8 protein-coding genes are annotated in these 16,811 nt (G+C 63.5%); 5 read left to right on the top strand and 3 right to left on the bottom strand.

The annotated features are described in order from the left end of the window. The first annotated feature begins 8 nt into the window (after positions 1 to 8). Positions 9 to 1,949, top strand: a complete 1,941-nt coding sequence (gene lapD, locus ACM6IP_RS15120) for a cyclic di-GMP receptor LapD (protein ID WP_401130691.1) — start codon at positions 9 to 11, stop codon at positions 1,947 to 1,949. Between the two features lie 48 nt (positions 1,950 to 1,997). Here lapD and ACM6IP_RS15115 read toward each other — a convergent pair whose 3' ends face one another. Further along, positions 1,998 to 8,372, bottom strand: coding sequence for a retention module-containing protein (locus ACM6IP_RS15115; protein ID WP_414861771.1), 6,375 nt, complete (start codon positions 8,370 to 8,372; stop codon positions 1,998 to 2,000). 581 nt (positions 8,373 to 8,953) lie between these two features. Here ACM6IP_RS15115 and ACM6IP_RS15110 point away from each other — a divergent pair. Genes ACM6IP_RS15110 through ACM6IP_RS15100 form a run of 3 tightly spaced genes read left to right on the top strand, consistent with a single transcriptional unit; the run spans position 8,954 to position 13,855 of the window. Then, complete coding sequence (locus tag ACM6IP_RS15110; RefSeq protein WP_095170947.1) at positions 8,954 to 10,312, top strand: TolC family outer membrane protein; 1,359 nt, start codon at positions 8,954 to 8,956, stop codon at positions 10,310 to 10,312. An 18-nt stretch (positions 10,313 to 10,330) separates the two neighbouring features. Continuing rightward, on the top strand, positions 10,331 to 12,490 hold the full coding sequence (locus ACM6IP_RS15105; RefSeq protein WP_095170946.1) for a type I secretion system permease/ATPase: 2,160 nt from the start codon (positions 10,331 to 10,333) through the stop codon (positions 12,488 to 12,490). 9 nt (positions 12,491 to 12,499) lie between these two features. Then, positions 12,500 to 13,855, top strand: a complete 1,356-nt coding sequence (locus ACM6IP_RS15100) for an HlyD family type I secretion periplasmic adaptor subunit (protein WP_159994322.1) — start codon at positions 12,500 to 12,502, stop codon at positions 13,853 to 13,855. A gap of 143 nt (positions 13,856 to 13,998) precedes the next feature. Here ACM6IP_RS15100 and ACM6IP_RS15095 read toward each other — a convergent pair whose 3' ends face one another. Both ACM6IP_RS15095 and ACM6IP_RS15090 read right to left on the bottom strand, forming a co-directional pair. Beyond that, positions 13,999 to 14,595 carry a tRNA-uridine aminocarboxypropyltransferase gene (locus ACM6IP_RS15095; protein WP_159994320.1) on the bottom strand — a complete coding sequence of 199 codons (597 nt, stop codon included), beginning with the start codon at positions 14,593 to 14,595 and terminating at the stop codon, positions 13,999 to 14,001. Positions 14,596 to 14,600: 5 nt separating this feature from the next. Beyond that, entirely contained in the window at positions 14,601 to 15,494 is an 894-nt protein-coding gene (locus ACM6IP_RS15090; protein ID WP_414861770.1) for a LysR family transcriptional regulator, read from the bottom strand. Positions 15,495 to 15,730: 236 nt separating this feature from the next. On the opposite strand from ACM6IP_RS15090, the gene speB reads away from it, so the two are divergent. Further along, a complete protein-coding gene (gene speB, locus ACM6IP_RS15085; protein ID WP_159994318.1) occupies positions 15,731 to 16,681 on the top strand; it encodes an agmatinase in 951 nt (316 codons plus the stop codon). Positions 16,682 to 16,811: the final 130 nt, after the last annotated feature.

Raw genomic sequence — 16,811 nt, 5'->3', positions numbered from 1 at the left:
AGCGTCCTATGTCGCTACTCAAACAGTTGTTCCTGGCCATCTGCCTGTTCTTGCTGGTGGCCTTCAGCGGCAGTTTTTTTGTCAGCCTGGAGAGCTCGCGCGAGCAGATGCTCGGTCAATTGCGCTCCCACGCCCAGGACGCCGCCACGGCGCTCGGCCTGTCGCTGACCAGCCAGGTGGACGACCCGGCGATGATCGAGTTGATGGTCAGCTCGATTTTTGACAGCGGCTACTTCGCCAGTATCCGGGTGGTCAACATCGAGGACGAGCAACTGCTAGTCGAGCGCACCAGCGCGGCCACAACCCAAGGAGTGCCCCACTGGTTCGTCAGGCTGGTCGACCTGCGCCCCCAGGGCGGTGACGCGCTGATCATGCGCGGCTGGGAACAGGTAGCCCGGGTCGAAGTGCAGAGCAACCCGCAGTTTGCCCTGGCCAAACTCTGGGACAGCAGCCTCGGCAGCCTGCTCTGGTTGCTGCTGTGTGGCTTGCTCAGCGCGGTGTTCGGCGGCTGGCTGCTGCGCCGCCAATTGCGCCCGCTCGACACCCTGGTGACCCAGGCGCAGGCCATCAGTAACCGGGAGTTCCTCAGTACCGCCAGACTGCCCAGGACCCCGGAGCTCAAGCGCGTCATGCTGGCGATGAACCAGATGGTCGAGAAACTCAAGGGCCTGTTTGCCGAAGAAGCGGCGCGCAGTGAAAAACTGCGCGCCGAGTCCTATCAGGACAACCTCACCGGGCTGGCCAACCGACGCTTGCTCGACGAACAACTGGCCGAGCGCCTGCTGGTCACCGAGCAAAGCAGCGCCGGTCACCTGCTGATGTTCCGGATCAATGACCTGGCCGGTCTCAACCAACGCCTGGGCGGGCAGCACACCGATGCGCTGATCACCACCATCGGCCAACTGCTCAAACGCCTGACCCAGTCACCCGAGCGGCGGGCCTGGTTGGCCGCACGCAACCGTGGCGGCGAATTCAGCCTGCTGACCCCGGGGCTGGACAGCCAGGAAGCGGCACGCCTGGCCGGGGAAATCAGTGCCACCCTGGAAAACCTGCGCCTCACGGGTGCCAGCGATTGCATGCCCGTCGCGCACCTGGGCGTGGTGCCCTTTGTCCCCGGCGAGCGCACCAACAGCGTGCTGATGCGCCTGGATCAGGCGCTGACCCAGGCGCAACTGCAACCGGAACGGCCGTGGGTGTACCTGGCACAGTCCAGCGCCCCGCAGCACCAGACCCAGCACGACTGGCGCAGCTGGATCGACGACGCCCTGAGCCACGGCAAGCTGCAACTGTACTTTCAACCGGTGGTGCAATGCGCCGACACCCGCCAGGTGTTGCATCACAAAGTCCTCGCGCGCCTGCTCGACCCGCAAGGCGAAGCCATTGCCGCCGGGCACTTCCTGCCCTGGATCGAACGCCTGGGCTGGGCCGCACGCTTTGACCTGGCGATGCTCGAACACACCCTCGAGCACCTTGCCGAACATCGCCAGCCGCTGGCCCTGAGCCTGTCCGGCAGCACCCTGCGCGACCCCGCACAGTTGCGCATCATCCAGGACACCCTCAATGCCCTGCCGGACCTGGCGCCGTTGCTGACCCTGGAAATCGACGAACACCAACTGCCACCGCCCGACGCCCTGCGCCAGTTGTGCCTGAGCCTGCGCGACACGGGTTATCGCATCGGCCTGCAGCACTTCGGCGGCAGCTTCAGCCAGATCGGCAACCTGACTCAACTGGGCCTGGCCTACCTGAAGGTCGACGGCAGCTACATCCGCGCCATCGATGAGCAAAGCGACAAGCGCCTGTTCATCGAAGCCATCTACCGCGCCACCCACAGCATCGACCTGCCGCTGATTGCCGAACGGGTCGAGACCCAAGGCGAACTGCAAGCGCTCAAGGAACTAGGGCTGTTTGGCGCGATGGGCCGATTGATCGGGCACCCGCAACCGTTGTGAGGGGGATCGAGAGCCCAGGAGTGCTCACTCCTGGACCCTCGCTTGCGCTCAGACCGTATCGACCTTCAACGAATGGTCGTTGAGCATGCCGTTGATGATGGTCGCCGTATCATGCCCACTGGCGATCACCCCGCCGGCCCCCGGCGTGACGCCATAATGCTCGGCCAGGTTGACGCCCGCCAGGTCGATGGTCTGGGTCGAAGGCGCACCGATCGTGGCCTTGACGTCGATGCTGGTGAGCAGTGACGCACCGCTGCCGGTGACGCTGAAGTGCAGGTAATCATCCAGCGAGGACGCGGTGGCGGCTTCACCTTGCAGCAGTTGCGACAGGTCGAGCTTGTCGGTGCCCAGGGTGAAGTCGGTGACCACGTCGTGCCCGCTGTTGCCGTGTAACCACTGGAAGGTATCGGCCCCTCCGCCGCCAGTCAGGGTGTTGTTGCCCAGGCCGCCGGTCAGGGTATTGGCGTTGCTGTTACCGATCAGGGTGTCGTCGAACGTCGAACCGATCAGGTTCTCGATCCCCGTCAGGGTATCCAGGCCCGCCCCGCCCGTGTTCTGCGCCCCGAGCAAGCCGAGGTTGACCACCACCCCGGCGCTGGCATGGGCGTAGCTGGCGGTGTCGATGCCATCACCGCCGTCCAGCAGGTCGCTGCCCAGGCCACTGAACAACAGGTCGTTGCCGGCCCCGCCATGCAACTGGTTATTGCCGTTGCCGGCGGTGAGCACATCATTGCCGTCGCCGGCATTCAGCAGGTTGTCGCCGCCACCGGCCAGCAGCACGTCGTCACCGGCAGTGCCGGTCAGGGTATGCCCTGCCTGGTAGGAGATACCGACGGAGGCCGAGTCGCTACCGCCGTGGTTGTCGCTGGCGGTATAGCTACCGACAAAGTCCGGCGAACTTTCATGGGCGCCGGCGTAGTTGACCGTCAGGTCCAACTGATAGTTTTCCGCGGCATTGACGTGGCTGCCGCTGCTATTGCTGAGGTTGCTCACGTGGATGCGGTAGGTGCCGTCCTCGGCGGCGTTGAGGGTGCTGTGATTGTCGATGCCGAGGAACCCGCCACCGTTGAGCGAGTACTCCAGACTGATGTGCCCTGCCGCCAGGTTGTGGTCCAGGTTGAGGGTCTCGCCCTTTTTCAGGGTGACGGTGATGAAGTCCTCATCGTTGGCATTGCCGTTGCTGACCTGGCCCAGGTAACCACTGATCACCAGCAGTGCGGTCATCGCGGCGGTGTCCGCCGCGAAGGCACTGCGCACATCCGCCAGGTTCCGGTTGCCGAAGTTGTTCTGGTGGCCAGCGAAGTTGATCGCGCCGCTGCCGGTAAAGTCCTCGCCCTTGGCAATCCAGCCCGTATTGAACGTGGTGGGCGTGGCGCTCAGGCGGTCGCCATTGGCGTCCGTGTCATTGGCCAGCAAGCCTTCAACCGGTACCGCAAGGTGTTTCGACAGGACGTTGGTGATCACCTGGTCATCAACCGCCACCGGCGCCGCGTTCGGCAGGATGTTGATGGTCAGGGTGCGGCTGGCCAGGTCGCCTTCGTAGTCACTGGCGGTGAAGGCAATCTGCTCGGTGAGCACCACTGAGGTGGTGGTCTGCGAGGTGTAGGTGAACTCGCCCGTGTCGAGGTTGATCACCAGAGTGCCGCCCTTGGTGGTGGCAATGCTCAGGCTGTTGTCCAGGGTGTTGAAGGTGCCGCGATTGAAGCCTTCGAGCACCGTCAGCGCGCCCTTGTGGTTGTCGCCGGTGGGATCGAAGCTGTAGGTGGTGCCCTCGATGATGATGGTCTTGATAAAGCCGCCATCGGCGCCAAAACTACCGCCCTCACCCATCAGCAAGCCGCTGATCGGCGCACCACCCACGGTGCCGGACAGCACCGCGTTGAGCTGGTTGAGGTCAGTGACTACTTGCGCATTGGTGTTGACATGGTTGCTGCCGTCATAGGCCAGCGGGTTGAGGTTGCCACTGCTGACACCGTCGCCCAGGCCGATCGCATAGTTCTTGATCCCGTTGGCCTCGAGAAAAGCCTTCCAGGCGGCCTCGTCCGACGGATCGGTTTCCCAGCCTTCGTTGGGTTTACCGTCGGAGAAGAAGTAGCCGACGTTTTGTGCCCCGGCCAGTTTGCCTTCGGTGATGAACGCCAGCTTGGCCGCAGCCAGGGCGTCGTCGTAGTTGGTCCCGCCGTCGGCATGCAGGGTGGAAATGATCCATTTGGCGGTGGCCACGTCGACCCAGATCGAAGTCTGCTCGGTGGCGCTGCTGCTGAAGGTGACGATCTGCACTTTCACGTCACCCATGGCATCGTACTTGTCGAGCAAGGCGCTGATGGCCTGCTTGGCCAGGTCCATGCGCGACAGCCCCGAGACACCGGAGTGGTCGGCCATGCTGCCGGACACATCGATCACCAGCAGCAGGTTGGAGTCGATCCCCACCGCCGTAACCGAACGCTCGGAGTGCTGGGCCCGGGGCACGTCATCGACGATGTTGACCACCACGCTGCTGGTGGCGGTATTGCCCAGGGCATCGGTGACCTTGTAAGTGAAGCTTTCGGTGAGGATGTTCGGCCCGTCGTTGCCCCCGGCGGTTTTCGGAGCCGAAGTCAGGGTGTAGGTGTAGGTGCCATCGGGGTTGAGCAGGATTTGCCCATAGGTGCCGGTGGCGCTGCCCACCAGGGTGTAGGTGAGTGTCCCGCTGCCTCCGCTGACCGAGCCGACCAACGAACCGTGGGCGGTTTCGCCAGTTGACGTCGGGTCGCTGCCGATGACCAGGCCGGGGGCCAGGTCCTGGCCGTCCTGGCTGAGGTCCAGGGCTTTTTCGTAGACCGTCAGGCAGGCGTCGACGCAAGCGATCAACCCGCTGTCGGTGACATTGATGGTGATCGTGGTGGTGCTTTCGTCGCCATCACCATCGCGGATGGTGTAAGTGAACACGTCCGTTGCCCCGGGCGGGCAGACCCCGTTCGCGGTGCTGTGGTAGACCGCATTGCCGGCGGCATCCAGCGTCAAGTAGCCGTAGGCACCCTGGATCTGATCGCCCAGGCCACCGAGGGCCGAGGTCGCCGTATTGCCACCCGCCCGCACACCGATCACCGCACCGCCCGTGGCAGCTCCGTCGGCGCCATTGACGTCGTTGCCGAGCACCGAAATGTTCACTGTCGCGCCCTCGCCCACCGTGGCGCTATCGGGGCTGGCGGTTGGCAGGTCATCGACGATGTTGACGTCCAGCGTATCGCTGGCGGTGGTGCCATTGCTGTCGGTCACGGTCACCGTGAAGTGTTCGCTGAGGCTGTTGGCACCATTGGCCGTCGGGTGGTCCTCATTGTCGTTGAGGGTATAGCTGTAGCTCACTACGCCGCTCGCCGCGTCATAGCCGGTGATGGTCAGGGTGTTGCCCAGCAGGGTAGTGAAGGTTTGCGGGAAGCCAGCGATGAGGCCACCGCTCACCACATTGATCCCGCCCACGGTGAGGGTCAGCACGCCGTCCAGCGCGGTGACGGTAAAGGTGCCGCTTTGGGTCAGCGCCGGTGTGCCTGGGGTCGAGCCGTCGCTGAGGGCTTTTTCATAAACCGTGAGTTCACCGCCGCACACGTTCAGGCCGTCGATCACGACCGGATCGTCATTGTTGTGCACGGTCAGGGTCAAGGTCGCGGTGCTGGTGTCGCCGTCGGCGTCGGTCAGGGTGTAGGTGAAGGTTTCGTGGGCATCAGCCTTGAGCGCCAGGAATGCCTGGCTGGTCGGGTCGACGGTGTAGGTATAGGAACCGTCCGCCGCCAGCACCAGTTGGCCATAGGCGCCTGCCAAGGTGCCAGCCGTCACCGGACCAGTGATCACTCGGTCGGCGCCCTGCACATCGTTGTCCAGCACATTGCCGGTAAGGACCGTGTGCAGTTCAGTAGCGGTCACGGCGTTGCCGTCATCCTTGGCCTGCGGCACGTCGTCGACGATGTTGACGTCCAGCGAGTCGCTGGCGGTGGTGCCATTGCTGTCGGTGACCGTGACGGTGAACGACTCGCTGAGGCTGTTGGTGCCGTTGGCGGTGGGGTGAGCTTCGTTGTCGTTGAGGGTGTAGCTGTAGCTCACCACCCCGCTCGCCGCGTCATAGCCGGTGATGGTCAGGGTGTTGCCCAGCGCAGTGGTGAAGGTTTGCGGGAAGCCGGCGGTGACGCCCGCGGTCACCACGTTGATCCCGCCCACGCTCAAGCTTTGCACGCCATCCAGTGCGGTAACAGTGAAGGTACCGCTTTGGGTCAGTGCCGGGGTGCCAGGCGTCGAGCCATCGCTGAGGGCTTTTTCATAGACCGTCAGTTCCCCGCCCAGGACCTTGAGGCCGTCGATCAATACCGGATCGTCGTTGTTGTGCACGGTCAGGGTCAAGGTCGCGATGCTGGTGTCGCCGTCGGCGTCGGTCAGGGTGTAGGTGAAGGTTTCGTGAGCATCGGCCTTGAGCGCCAGGAATGCCGGGCTGGTCGGGTCGACGGTGTAGGTATAGGAACCGTCCGCTGCCAGCACCAGTTGGCCATAGGCGCCTGCCAAGGTGCCGGCCGTCACCGGACCAGTGATCACTCGGTCGGCGCCCTGCACATCGTTGTCCAGCACATTGCCGGAGAGGACCGTGTGCAGTTCAGTGGCGGTCACGGCGTTGCCGTCATCCTTGGCCTGCGGCACGTCGTCGACGATGTTGACGTCCAGCGAGTCGGTGGCGGTGGTGCCATTGCTGTCGGTGACCGTGACGGTGAACGACTCGCTGAGGCTGTTGATGCCGTTGGCGGTGGGGTGAGCTTCGTTATCGTTGAGGGTGTAGCTGTAGCTCACCACCCCACTCGCCGCGTCATAGCCGGTGATGGTCAGGGTGTTGCCCAGCGCAGTGGTGAAGGTTTGCGGGAAGCCGGCGGTGACGCCGGCGGTCACCACATTGATCCCGCCCACGGTCAGGGTCTGCACGCCGTCCAGCGCGGTGACGGTGAAAGTGCCGCTTTGGGTCAGTGCCGGTGTGCCTGGGGTCGAGCCGTCGCTGAGGGCTTTTTCATAGACCGTCAGCTCCCCGCCCAGGACCTTGAGGCCGTCGATCAATACTGGGTCGTCGTTGTTGTGAACGTTGAGCACCAGGTTGGCGCTGCTGCTGTCGCCATCAGCGTCGGTCAGGGTGTAGTTGAAGGTCTCGCTGACGTCGCCCTTGAGCGCGAGAAAGGCCGGATCGCTGCTGTGCAGGGTGTAGCTATAGCTACCGTCGGCGGCCAGCACCAGGGTGCCGTAAGTGCCGGTGAAGGTCCCGGGGGTGATCGGCCCAGTCACGACCCGGTCGGCCCCTTGCACATCGTTGTCGAGTACGTTGCCGGTCAGGATCAAATGCGCTTCGGACGCGGCAACGCCATTGCCGTCGTCAAACGCGTGGGGCACATCGTCGGTGATGTTGATGTCCAGGGTGTTGCTGGCCGTATCGCCATTGACGTCGCTGGCGACCACGGTGAAATGCTCACTGAGGTTGTTGCTGCCATCCCCGGCCGAGTGGGTTTCATTCCCCACCAGGGTGTAGCTGTAACTGACCACGCCGGTGGCCGGGTCATAACCGATGATCGTCAGGGTGTTGCCCAGGGCCGAGGTGATCGTCTGTGGGAAACCCACCGCCACGCCGCCACTGATGATGCTGACTCCACCGATGCTCAGGCTCTGCAAGCCATCCGGCGCGGAAATGCTGAAGGTCCCGTTCTGGGTCAAGGCCCCCGGGTTGCTGGCCGAGCCCTTGGCCAGGTTGGCTTCAAACAAGGTCAGCTCACCGCCTGCCACCGACAGGCCGGACAAGGTCACCGGCTGGTTCTCCGGCAACTGCGGGGTCACCGGTAATTCGGGGTTGATGGGCGTAACGGGAGTCAACGGGTTGATCGAAGGCCCAGTGCCCGTGTCGTCGCCACCGTCCTCAGGCGAACCCGCCACACGTTCCGGTACAAACTCGGGAATGCCGTTGAAACCGGCGGTCGGGAAACCGATGACCGGGTCGACTCGACCCGCCACTTCTTCAAGCAGGACAAACGAGTGACCGCCGCCGGCAGTTCCGGGCGCCCCTGTACTGCCCGGCCCGGCAGCAGTGGCTTCAGCGACCTGGGTCGGGTCGGCACCGGCAGCGATGGCTTGCTGCACTTGCTCGACATCGCTCAATTGCGCCTGGCTGGGCGTCAGCGCTTCGGCGGAGTCGACATGTGCCGGTTGATTGGCCAGCAGTTGCGGGCTCAGAAGCATGCTGCTGCCGCGTCCCAGCGTCAGTTCCTGGCCGTTTTGCAGGTGCGCCGCCACGGCGCCCTCGGCCCCGGTCACCAGTTGTTCACCGGCAAACAGCCGATCCCCTTCGACCAGGGCGCGTCGGGTTCCATCACCCGCTACAGCGAACACCTGACCTACGACCTTGCTGACGGTTGCGATGAGCGTTGCCATGAGCCTTCCTCCGCTGCCGACGTCCATCGGCATCTGGGTTGTGCAGAGAAAGCATGCAGGGCCTTGCCGGGGTGCGGGACGGACCTTCTGCCCGGCAGCACTCGCACTTCAAGGTGCAAGCCCTTGCCTGACGTTGATCTCGCCTCGCGTGCCTACGCAGGCGGGCTGATGATCGCGGGACAAAACTGAATGAAATCATTCACTCAGCGCCGCCTAGCCGTTCTACGAGGGTGGCTGACGATGGATCTTCGGCAACATGCCAATATTTTGTCGCCTAAAAACCGTTCAGCCTCCATCCCCTCCAGCGCTTCTCCACCCTATGTTGCAAAAGTGTTGGAACCTTTTCCAGCCTCGCCAAGCTCCCTAGAGCTCATAAATACAAGGCTTGTGCAGGGAACAATGTGCCGGTTTTTTCGAGGCGCATAAGTTTTTTTCGACATATGCGTTATGAGAAATCCTTCTTAGCTTCTGCCTAGGATGTTCTTAGCTCTGTTGTTACATGCTTGATACGGTTTTTGCCGAAAATAACGCCAAATTATTGGCGACAGTCAAGCACCATTAGTCACAGGGAGAGGCACCCCATGCGCGTATTTACCCCGCTCTGCAGTGCGATTCTGATCGCCATGGCCTGCGCACAACAGGCCCAGGCCATGTCGCTGACCGAGGCGATTCAAAGCACCCTGGACAACCACCCGGAGCTGCACGCCAGTGAGAACAATCGTCTGTCTGCGGATGAAGACGTAAAAGTCGCCAAGGGCGGTTTTTATCCTTCACTCGATCTGAACGCCGGTTATGGCCGTGGCTACAGCGACAACACCAACACCCGCGCGCAGGGCAATCACCACACAGAAATCGATTGGTACACCCAGTCGGAGCTACGCTTGCGGCAAATGCTGTTTGACGGGTTCAACACCGCCAACGAAGTCGGGCGCACCCAGGCCATCGTCAACTCCCGGGCCTACTACACCCGCGGCACCGCCGAGAGCCTGGCCCTGCGCACCATCGAGGTGTACCTGGAAGTACTCAAGCGCCGGGAACTGGTGACCCTAGCCACCAACAACCTGCAGGCGCACTTGCGGGTCAACGACCAGATCGGCCTGCGCACCGAGCGCGGCGTCGGCAGCAATGCCGACCTCGATCAATCCAAGGCGCGTCGCGCCCTGGCGGAAAACAACCTGGACACCGCTCAGGTCGATCTCGCCGATGCCGAAGCCAACTTCTTCAGCGCCGTGGGGCGCATGCCCGACGAACTGGAAAGCCTGCCCTCGATTCGCGGCGAGGTTCCGCAGAGCCTGCCGGATGCCCGCCAGGCAATGATGGAAAACAACCCCTACCTCAAGTCCGCCCAGGCCGACGTGAACTCCGCCGAGAGCCAGTACGAAGTCGCCAAGTCGCCGTTCTACCCGCGCTTCGATGCAGAGGCGGCGGTGGGTGCCAACAACAACATCCAGGGAGACCAGGGCCACGACAACGAGTGGCGCGTCGGTGTGATCATGAACTACAACCTGTTCCGCGGCGGCAGTGACAAGGCCCGCCTGCAATCGGATGCGCACAAGATCAACCAGGCCATGGACATCCGCAACAACGCCCTGCGCATGCTCAACGAAAACATCACCCTGGCCTGGAACGCCATGGTCAACGCCAAGAAACAAACCCCCACCGCCCGCGAATACGCCGATACCACCATGCGCGTGCGCGCCGCCTACCAGGATCAATTCGGCCTCGGCCAGCGCACCCTGCTCGACCTGCTGGACAGTGAAAACGAGCTGTACAACGCCAATCGCCGCTACACCGAAGTGCGCTACACCGAGGAGTTTTCCATGTACCGGATCCTGGCGAACATGGGCGAGCTGTTGAGCAAAGCCAAGGTGGTGGTGCCGGCCGAGGCGATTGCGCAAAGCGAAGTGAAAAGCCAGGCCCGTCTGCCAGAGATGCGCTAGCGAACCGGGGTACCCGAATTGACCAGCATGCAACCCGGCAACACTGGCGCCGACCCACGCCTGAGCTTTGATGATCCGTTGCTCGATGGCTTGCTGATCCTGTGCAAGCTGCACGGCTGCAATGTCAGCCGGGCCAGCCTGAGCGCCGGACTGCCGCTGGACAAGCAACGCCTGAGCCTCGACCTGCTGCCCCGCGCCGCCGCCCGGGCCAGCCTGCAAGCGCGCTTGCTGCGCCGTGAACTGGGGTCGCTGTCGGCGCTCAACCTGCCGGTCCTGCTGATTCTCAAGGACCGCCGCTGCGCGGTCCTGCGCCGCTGGGGCGAAGATGGCCAGGCCCTGATCCTGCCCAGCGAGGCCGAAGGTGGCGAACAATGGGTCAGCCGCGAAGAACTGGCCGAAGCCTACAGTGGCCAGGCGCTGTTCGCCCGCCCCCGGCATGAACTCGAAGAGCTGCGTTCACCCCTGGTGCCACGGGTCGACGCTTGGTTTCGCGACACCCTCAAGCTGTCCCGCTGGCTGTACAGCGACGCGATCCTGGCAAGTTTCCTGATCAACCTGCTGGGCTTGATGGTGCCGCTGTTCGTCATGCAGACCTACGACCGGGTGGTGCCGAACCAGGCCACCTCGACCCTGTGGGTGTTGGCCATCGGCCTGTTGATCGGCACTGGTTTCGAACTGGTGCTGCGGGTGGTGCGCGCGCACTTGCTGGACACCGCAGGGCGCAAGACCGACGTGATCCTGTCCGCGACCCTGTTCGAGCGCATCACCGGCATGGCGATGAAAGCCCGGCCGGCGACCATCGGTGGCTTTGCCCAGAGCATCCACGACTTCCAGGGCCTGCGTGAATTTCTCACGGCGGTGACCCTCACCAGCCTGATCGACCTGCCGTTCGCCGTGCTGATGCTGGTGGTGATCGGCCTGCTCGGCGGCTGGCTGGTGGTGATCCCGATGCTCGCGTTCCCCATCACCATCATCTTCGCCCTGCTGATCCAGTCCCGCCTGCGCGACACCGTGCACAAGAGCCTGGCCCTGGGCGCCGAACGCCAGGCGCTGCTGATCGAAACCCTCGGCGGCCTGGAAACCCTCAAGGCCTGCAGCGCCGAGAGCGAACGCCAGCACCGCTGGGAAAGCACCCACGGCGCCCTGACCCGCCTCGACAGCCACGCGCGCAACCTCGCGGCGCTGGCCACCAACGGCACCCTGTTCATCCAGCAATTCTCCGGCATGGCGACCATCGTCGCCGGGGTCTACAGCATCATCGCCGGCAACCTCAGCGTCGGCGCACTGGTGGCGACCTACATGCTCGGCAGCCGGGTGCTCGCGCCGCTCGGCCAGATTGCCGGGTTGATCACCCGCTACCAGCAAGCCCAACTGACGATGAAGAGCACCGATGCGCTGATGTCCCTGCCCCAGGAACGCGACGCCGGACAGCGGCCCCTGGAGCGTACGCAACTGCAAGGGGCGCTGGACGTCAGCGGCGTGACCTTCCACTACCAGGGGCAAAGCGCCCCGGCGCTGGCCACGGTCAGTTTCAGCCTCAAGCCTGGCGAGCGGATCGGCATCATCGGCCGCAGCGGATCGGGCAAAAGCACCCTGGCGCGCCTGGTGATGGGCTTCTATGCCCCGGACGAAGGCCAGTTGCTGCTCGATGGCCTGGACCTGCGGCAACTGGATGTCGCCGACCTGCGCCAGCAGATCGGCTATGTCGCGCACGACCTGCCGCTGCTGGCCGGTAGCCTGCGCGATAACCTGACCCTCGGCGCACGCTACATCAGCGATGCACGCATGCTCGAGGTCGCCGAACTGACTGGCGTCACCGACCTGGCCCGCCAGCATCCCCAGGGCTTTGACCGCCCCGTGGGCGAACGCGGCCAACTGCTGTCCGGCGGTCAGCGCCAGGCGGTCCTGCTGGCCCGAGCCCTGCTGCTCGACCCACCGATCCTGGTGCTCGACGAACCCACCAGCGCCATGGACAACAGCAGCGAAGACGTCCTGCGCCAGAAACTGCAGACCTGGGTCCAGGGCAAGACCTTGCTGCTGGTGACCCACCGCACCTCGATGCTCAGCCTGGTGGACCGGCTGCTGGTGCTGGACAACGGCCGCATCGTCGCCGACGGTCCGAAAGAAGCGGTTATCGATGCACTGCGCAAGGGCCGTGTCGGCTCTGCGGCCGTCTAGGAGTGGCACATGTCCGGGCCTACAGGTGATCGCGGCTACTTTGGCAGTTTTGGCAAAAGTGCCGAAAGCGAGTTCATGCCGGAAACCGCCAGCGCCTCGCTGCAGGATTCGCCGCGCTGGTCGCGGGTCACCGTGTGGCTCGCCGCCGCGCTGATCATCAGCGCCGTGGTCTGGGCCAGGTTCGCGGTGCTGCAGGAAGTCACCATGGGCGAAGGCAAAGCGATTCCCTCGAGCAAAGTGCAGGTGATCCAGAACCTCGAAGGCGGGATCGTCACCGAGATCTTCGTGCGTGAAGGCCAAATGGTGAACAAGGGCGACACGTTGCTGCGCCTCGATGACACGCGGTTCCTGTCGAACAAGGGCGAAAGCGAGGCCGATCGGTATGCCTTGACCGCCCAGGTCGAACGTCTGTCCGCCGAAGCCGAGGGGCGGCCGTTCAAACTCTCCCCCGAGGTGATCGCCAAGGCCCCGCAAGTCGCGGAAGACGAGCGCTCGCTGTTCGAACAACGGCAACGGCGCCTGGCCAGCGAACAGCGGACCCTCAGCGAGCAACTTCGGCAAAAAACCCAGGAGCTGGCGGAGTTTCGCTCCAAGCAGGGGCAATACAGTTCGAGCCTGGCACTGCTCAACCAGGAAATGAATATGTCTGCGCCGCTGGTCGGCACCGGTGCGGTGTCGCCGGTGGAGATCCTGCGGCTCAAGCGCAGTGCGGTGGAAATTCGTGGCTCGCTGAACGCCACCACCCTGGCCATTCCTCGCGCCGAGTCAGCCATCGACGAGATCAAGAGCAAGCTCGACGAATCGGTACAGAGCTTTCGCTCGGACGCGGCCAAGGAGCTCAACGAGAAGCGCACCGAGCTGTCGAAAATCACCGCCACCAGCATCGCCATCGACGATCGGGTCACCCGCACCACCGTGGTCTCGCCGGTGCACGGGATCATCAAGGTGCTCAAGGTCAACACCATCGGCGGCGTGGTCCAGCCCGGCAGCGACATGCTGGAAATCGTGCCCCTGGAAGACAACCTGCTGATCGAGGCCAAGGTCCGCCCGCAGGACGTGGCCTTCCTGCATCCAGGACAGAAAGCCATGGTCAAGTTCAGCGCCTACGACTACACCATCTACGGCGGGCTGAGCGCCAAACTAGAACTGATCGGCGCCGACACCATCACCGACGACAAGGGCAACAGCTTCTACCTGATCCAGGTGCGCACCGACAAAAACCATTTGGGCGGGGACGTTAAACCACTGCTGATCATCCCGGGGATGGTGGCGACGGTGGACATCATTACCGGGGAGAAAACGGTGCTGGATTACTTGCTTAAACCGGTGTTGAAAGCGCGGACCGAGGCGATGCGGGAAAGGTAGCGGCGACTGACCCGACGCCATCGCGAGCAAGCTCGCTCCCACAGTGTCCGTTGTGTACACAAAATCTGCGAACACCACTGAACCTGTGGGGGCGGCGGTGCGACGATTCGACTTGCCCGGGATGGGGCCCGCACAAACAACAACTATTTCGGCCCATGGTTGCGTTGAAAAACCTCCTCCCCCATCGCCGCAATCTGCCCCTCGATCAATGCTTCAAACGGCTTCAACAACGGCGCAAACGTCGCCGGCGCTTCGAGGGTTTCCAGCGCCTGCACAATCGCCTCCACCGTCGACAACGCCCCCGGTCCCGGCGCCTTGCGCAGCCGATAGCGAGACACACCGCCCTCGGCCAGCGTCACCCTCGGCAACGCCGCCAGCAGCGGATTGAGGTGCAGCATCTTGCGCGCCTTGCGCCAGGTGCCGTCCGGGACGACCAGCAGCAACGGTTCGTCTGTCGTGGCATAAGCCTGCATCGGCTGCGCATCGTCACCGGGGAACAGCAACCGCGCCCGATACCCCGGCTGATTCAACAGCGCCGGCAAATCCTCGAACACCTCGCCGACGATCAACTCGGCATTCTTCAACCCAAGCGCCGCCAGACGCGCGGTATTCAGCGCATGGTTCACTTCACTGGGATGCTGCAGCAGCAGCACCCGGGTGCGGCTGTCGAGGCTGGGGATCAGCGGGCACAGGCAATGGGTTTGCGGGCGCAGGCAGCGCGGACATTGAATTCTGGACATGGTCTTCAGGCCTGATTCAGTTGGGCTTTAAGCAAGTCACGGAAGGTCTGGATCAGCGGTTCGCGACTGCGGCCACGCCGCACAATCATCGAAAACGGCGCCTGGTAGCCGAAGGTGGCCGGCAGCAACACCCGCAGATCGCCCTTGTCGGCCCAGGCCTGGGCGTAGTGCTCGGGCAGGTAGCCGATGTAGGCGCCGGACAGCACCAGAATCAACTGCGCCTCCATACTGTCCACGGTCGCGGCGCTGTGCTTGAAGCCGTGGCGGGCCAGCTCGGCCTGGCTCCAGTAGCCACGTCCGACCATGCGTTGCTGGGTAATCAACTGTTCGGGTATGCGCCGCTCGGAGAACAACGGGTGGCGGTTGCTGCAATACAACCAGTGCTGCTCACGATAGAGCGGCATGTAGACCAGGCCGCTCATGCGGGTCGAGAACGCGCCGATAGCCAGGTCCAGGCGGTTGTCCTGCACCCCGAGTTGCAATTCGTAGGGGCTCATTACCGACAGGTGCAAATGCACCGCCGGGTGCTCCAGGGTGTAGGCGCCGATGGCTTCGGCGAACGGCAAGGCCTTGTCGCTGACGGTGGAGTCGATCACCCCCAGGTTGAGCGTACCGCGCAACTCGCCCTTGAGCGCGGCGGCGTATTGCTCGAAGCCTTCGAGCTCGCCGAGCAGGCGCAAGGTCTCCTGGTGAAACAGCTCGCCCTTGCTGGTCAGGCTGAACCCGCCCCGCCCACGATGGCAGAGCACCAGGCCCAACGCGGCTTCGAGCTGGCTCATGTAGGTGCTGATGGCCGAGGTCGACAGGTTGAGCTCGTGCTGGGCATTGGCGAACCCCTGATGACGGACCACGCTGACGAAGATGCGCAATAGTTTCAGGTCGGGTAAAGCGTTGGCCATGGCAGAGCTCCGAGTGACGTCGCGACACAGTCCCTGTAGCAGCTGGTGCAGCCTGCGTTCGGCTGCGAAGTCTATCGCCCCCGTCAGCATTAGTTTAGAAAAATCTGAACTAAGTATTTGCCGGTAGCGATTCTTCTACGCAACTACATTTCGCAGAATCCGCCCAACAGGTGCCCGTGCATTCCCGATGCGCTGCGCAACCCCATAAATAAAACAAAGACGATGAGGCCATACCCGTGGACAAAATTCTTCACCAACCACTGGGCGGCAACGAAATGCCGCGCTTCGGCGGCATCGCCACCATGATGCGACTCCCCCACTTACAAACCGCTGCCGGCCTGGACGCTGCCTTCATTGGCATCCCGCTGGACATCGGCACCTCGCTGCGCGCCGGTACCCGCTTCGGGCCCCGGGAGATCCGCGCTGAATCGGTGATGATCCGCCCGTACAACATGGCCACCGGTGCCGCGCCGTTCGACTCGCTGTCGGTTGCCGACATCGGTGACGTGGCGATCAACACCTTCAACCTGCTGGATGCCGTGCGCATCATCGAAGAGTCCTACGACGAGATCCTCGAACACGACGTGATCCCGCTGACCCTTGGTGGCGACCACACCATCACCCTGCCGATCCTGCGGGCCATCCACAAGAAGCACGGCAAAGTCGGCCTGGTGCATATCGACGCTCACGCCGATGTCAACGATCACATGTTCGGCGAGAAGATCGCCCATGGCACCACCTTCCGCCGCGCCGTCGAAGAAGGCCTGCTGGACTGCGACCGTGTGGTGCAGATCGGCCTGCGCGCCCAGGGCTATACCGCGGAGGACTTCAACTGGAGCCGCAAACAGGGGTTCCGTGTGGTCCAGGCCGAAGAGTGCTGGCACAAATCCCTGGCGCCGCTGATGGCTGAAGTGCGCGAGAAAGTCGGCGGTGGCCCGGTGTACCTGAGCTTCGACATCGATGGCATCGATCCGGCCTGGGCCCCTGGCACCGGCACCCCGGAAATCGGTGGCCTGACCACCATCCAGGCGATTGAAATCGTCCGTGGCTGCCAGGGTCTCGACCTGATTGGCTGCGACCTGGTAGAAGTCTCGCCGCCGTACGACACCACCGGCAACACCTCGCTGCTGGGCGCCAACCTGCTGTACGAAATGCTCTGCGTACTGCCGGGTGTGACCCACCGCTGAGGGTCCCCACAGGATCAGTTGCTCAAGGCTGGCGCCGACCGGATGACAGCCTTGGCCTGAACCGGTCGCGGGGCCTGGAGCAACGCATTAGCCAGGCGGGCGAAACCATCGTGTTTCGCCAGCAACCAAA

It is taken from the genome of Pseudomonas sp. IT-P176 (genome assembly GCF_949767245.1).
Taxonomy (GTDB): domain Bacteria; phylum Pseudomonadota; class Gammaproteobacteria; order Pseudomonadales; family Pseudomonadaceae; genus Aquipseudomonas.
The sequence above is the reverse complement of the archived record's forward strand: the minus strand, read 5'-3'. Positions and strand labels throughout refer to the sequence as shown.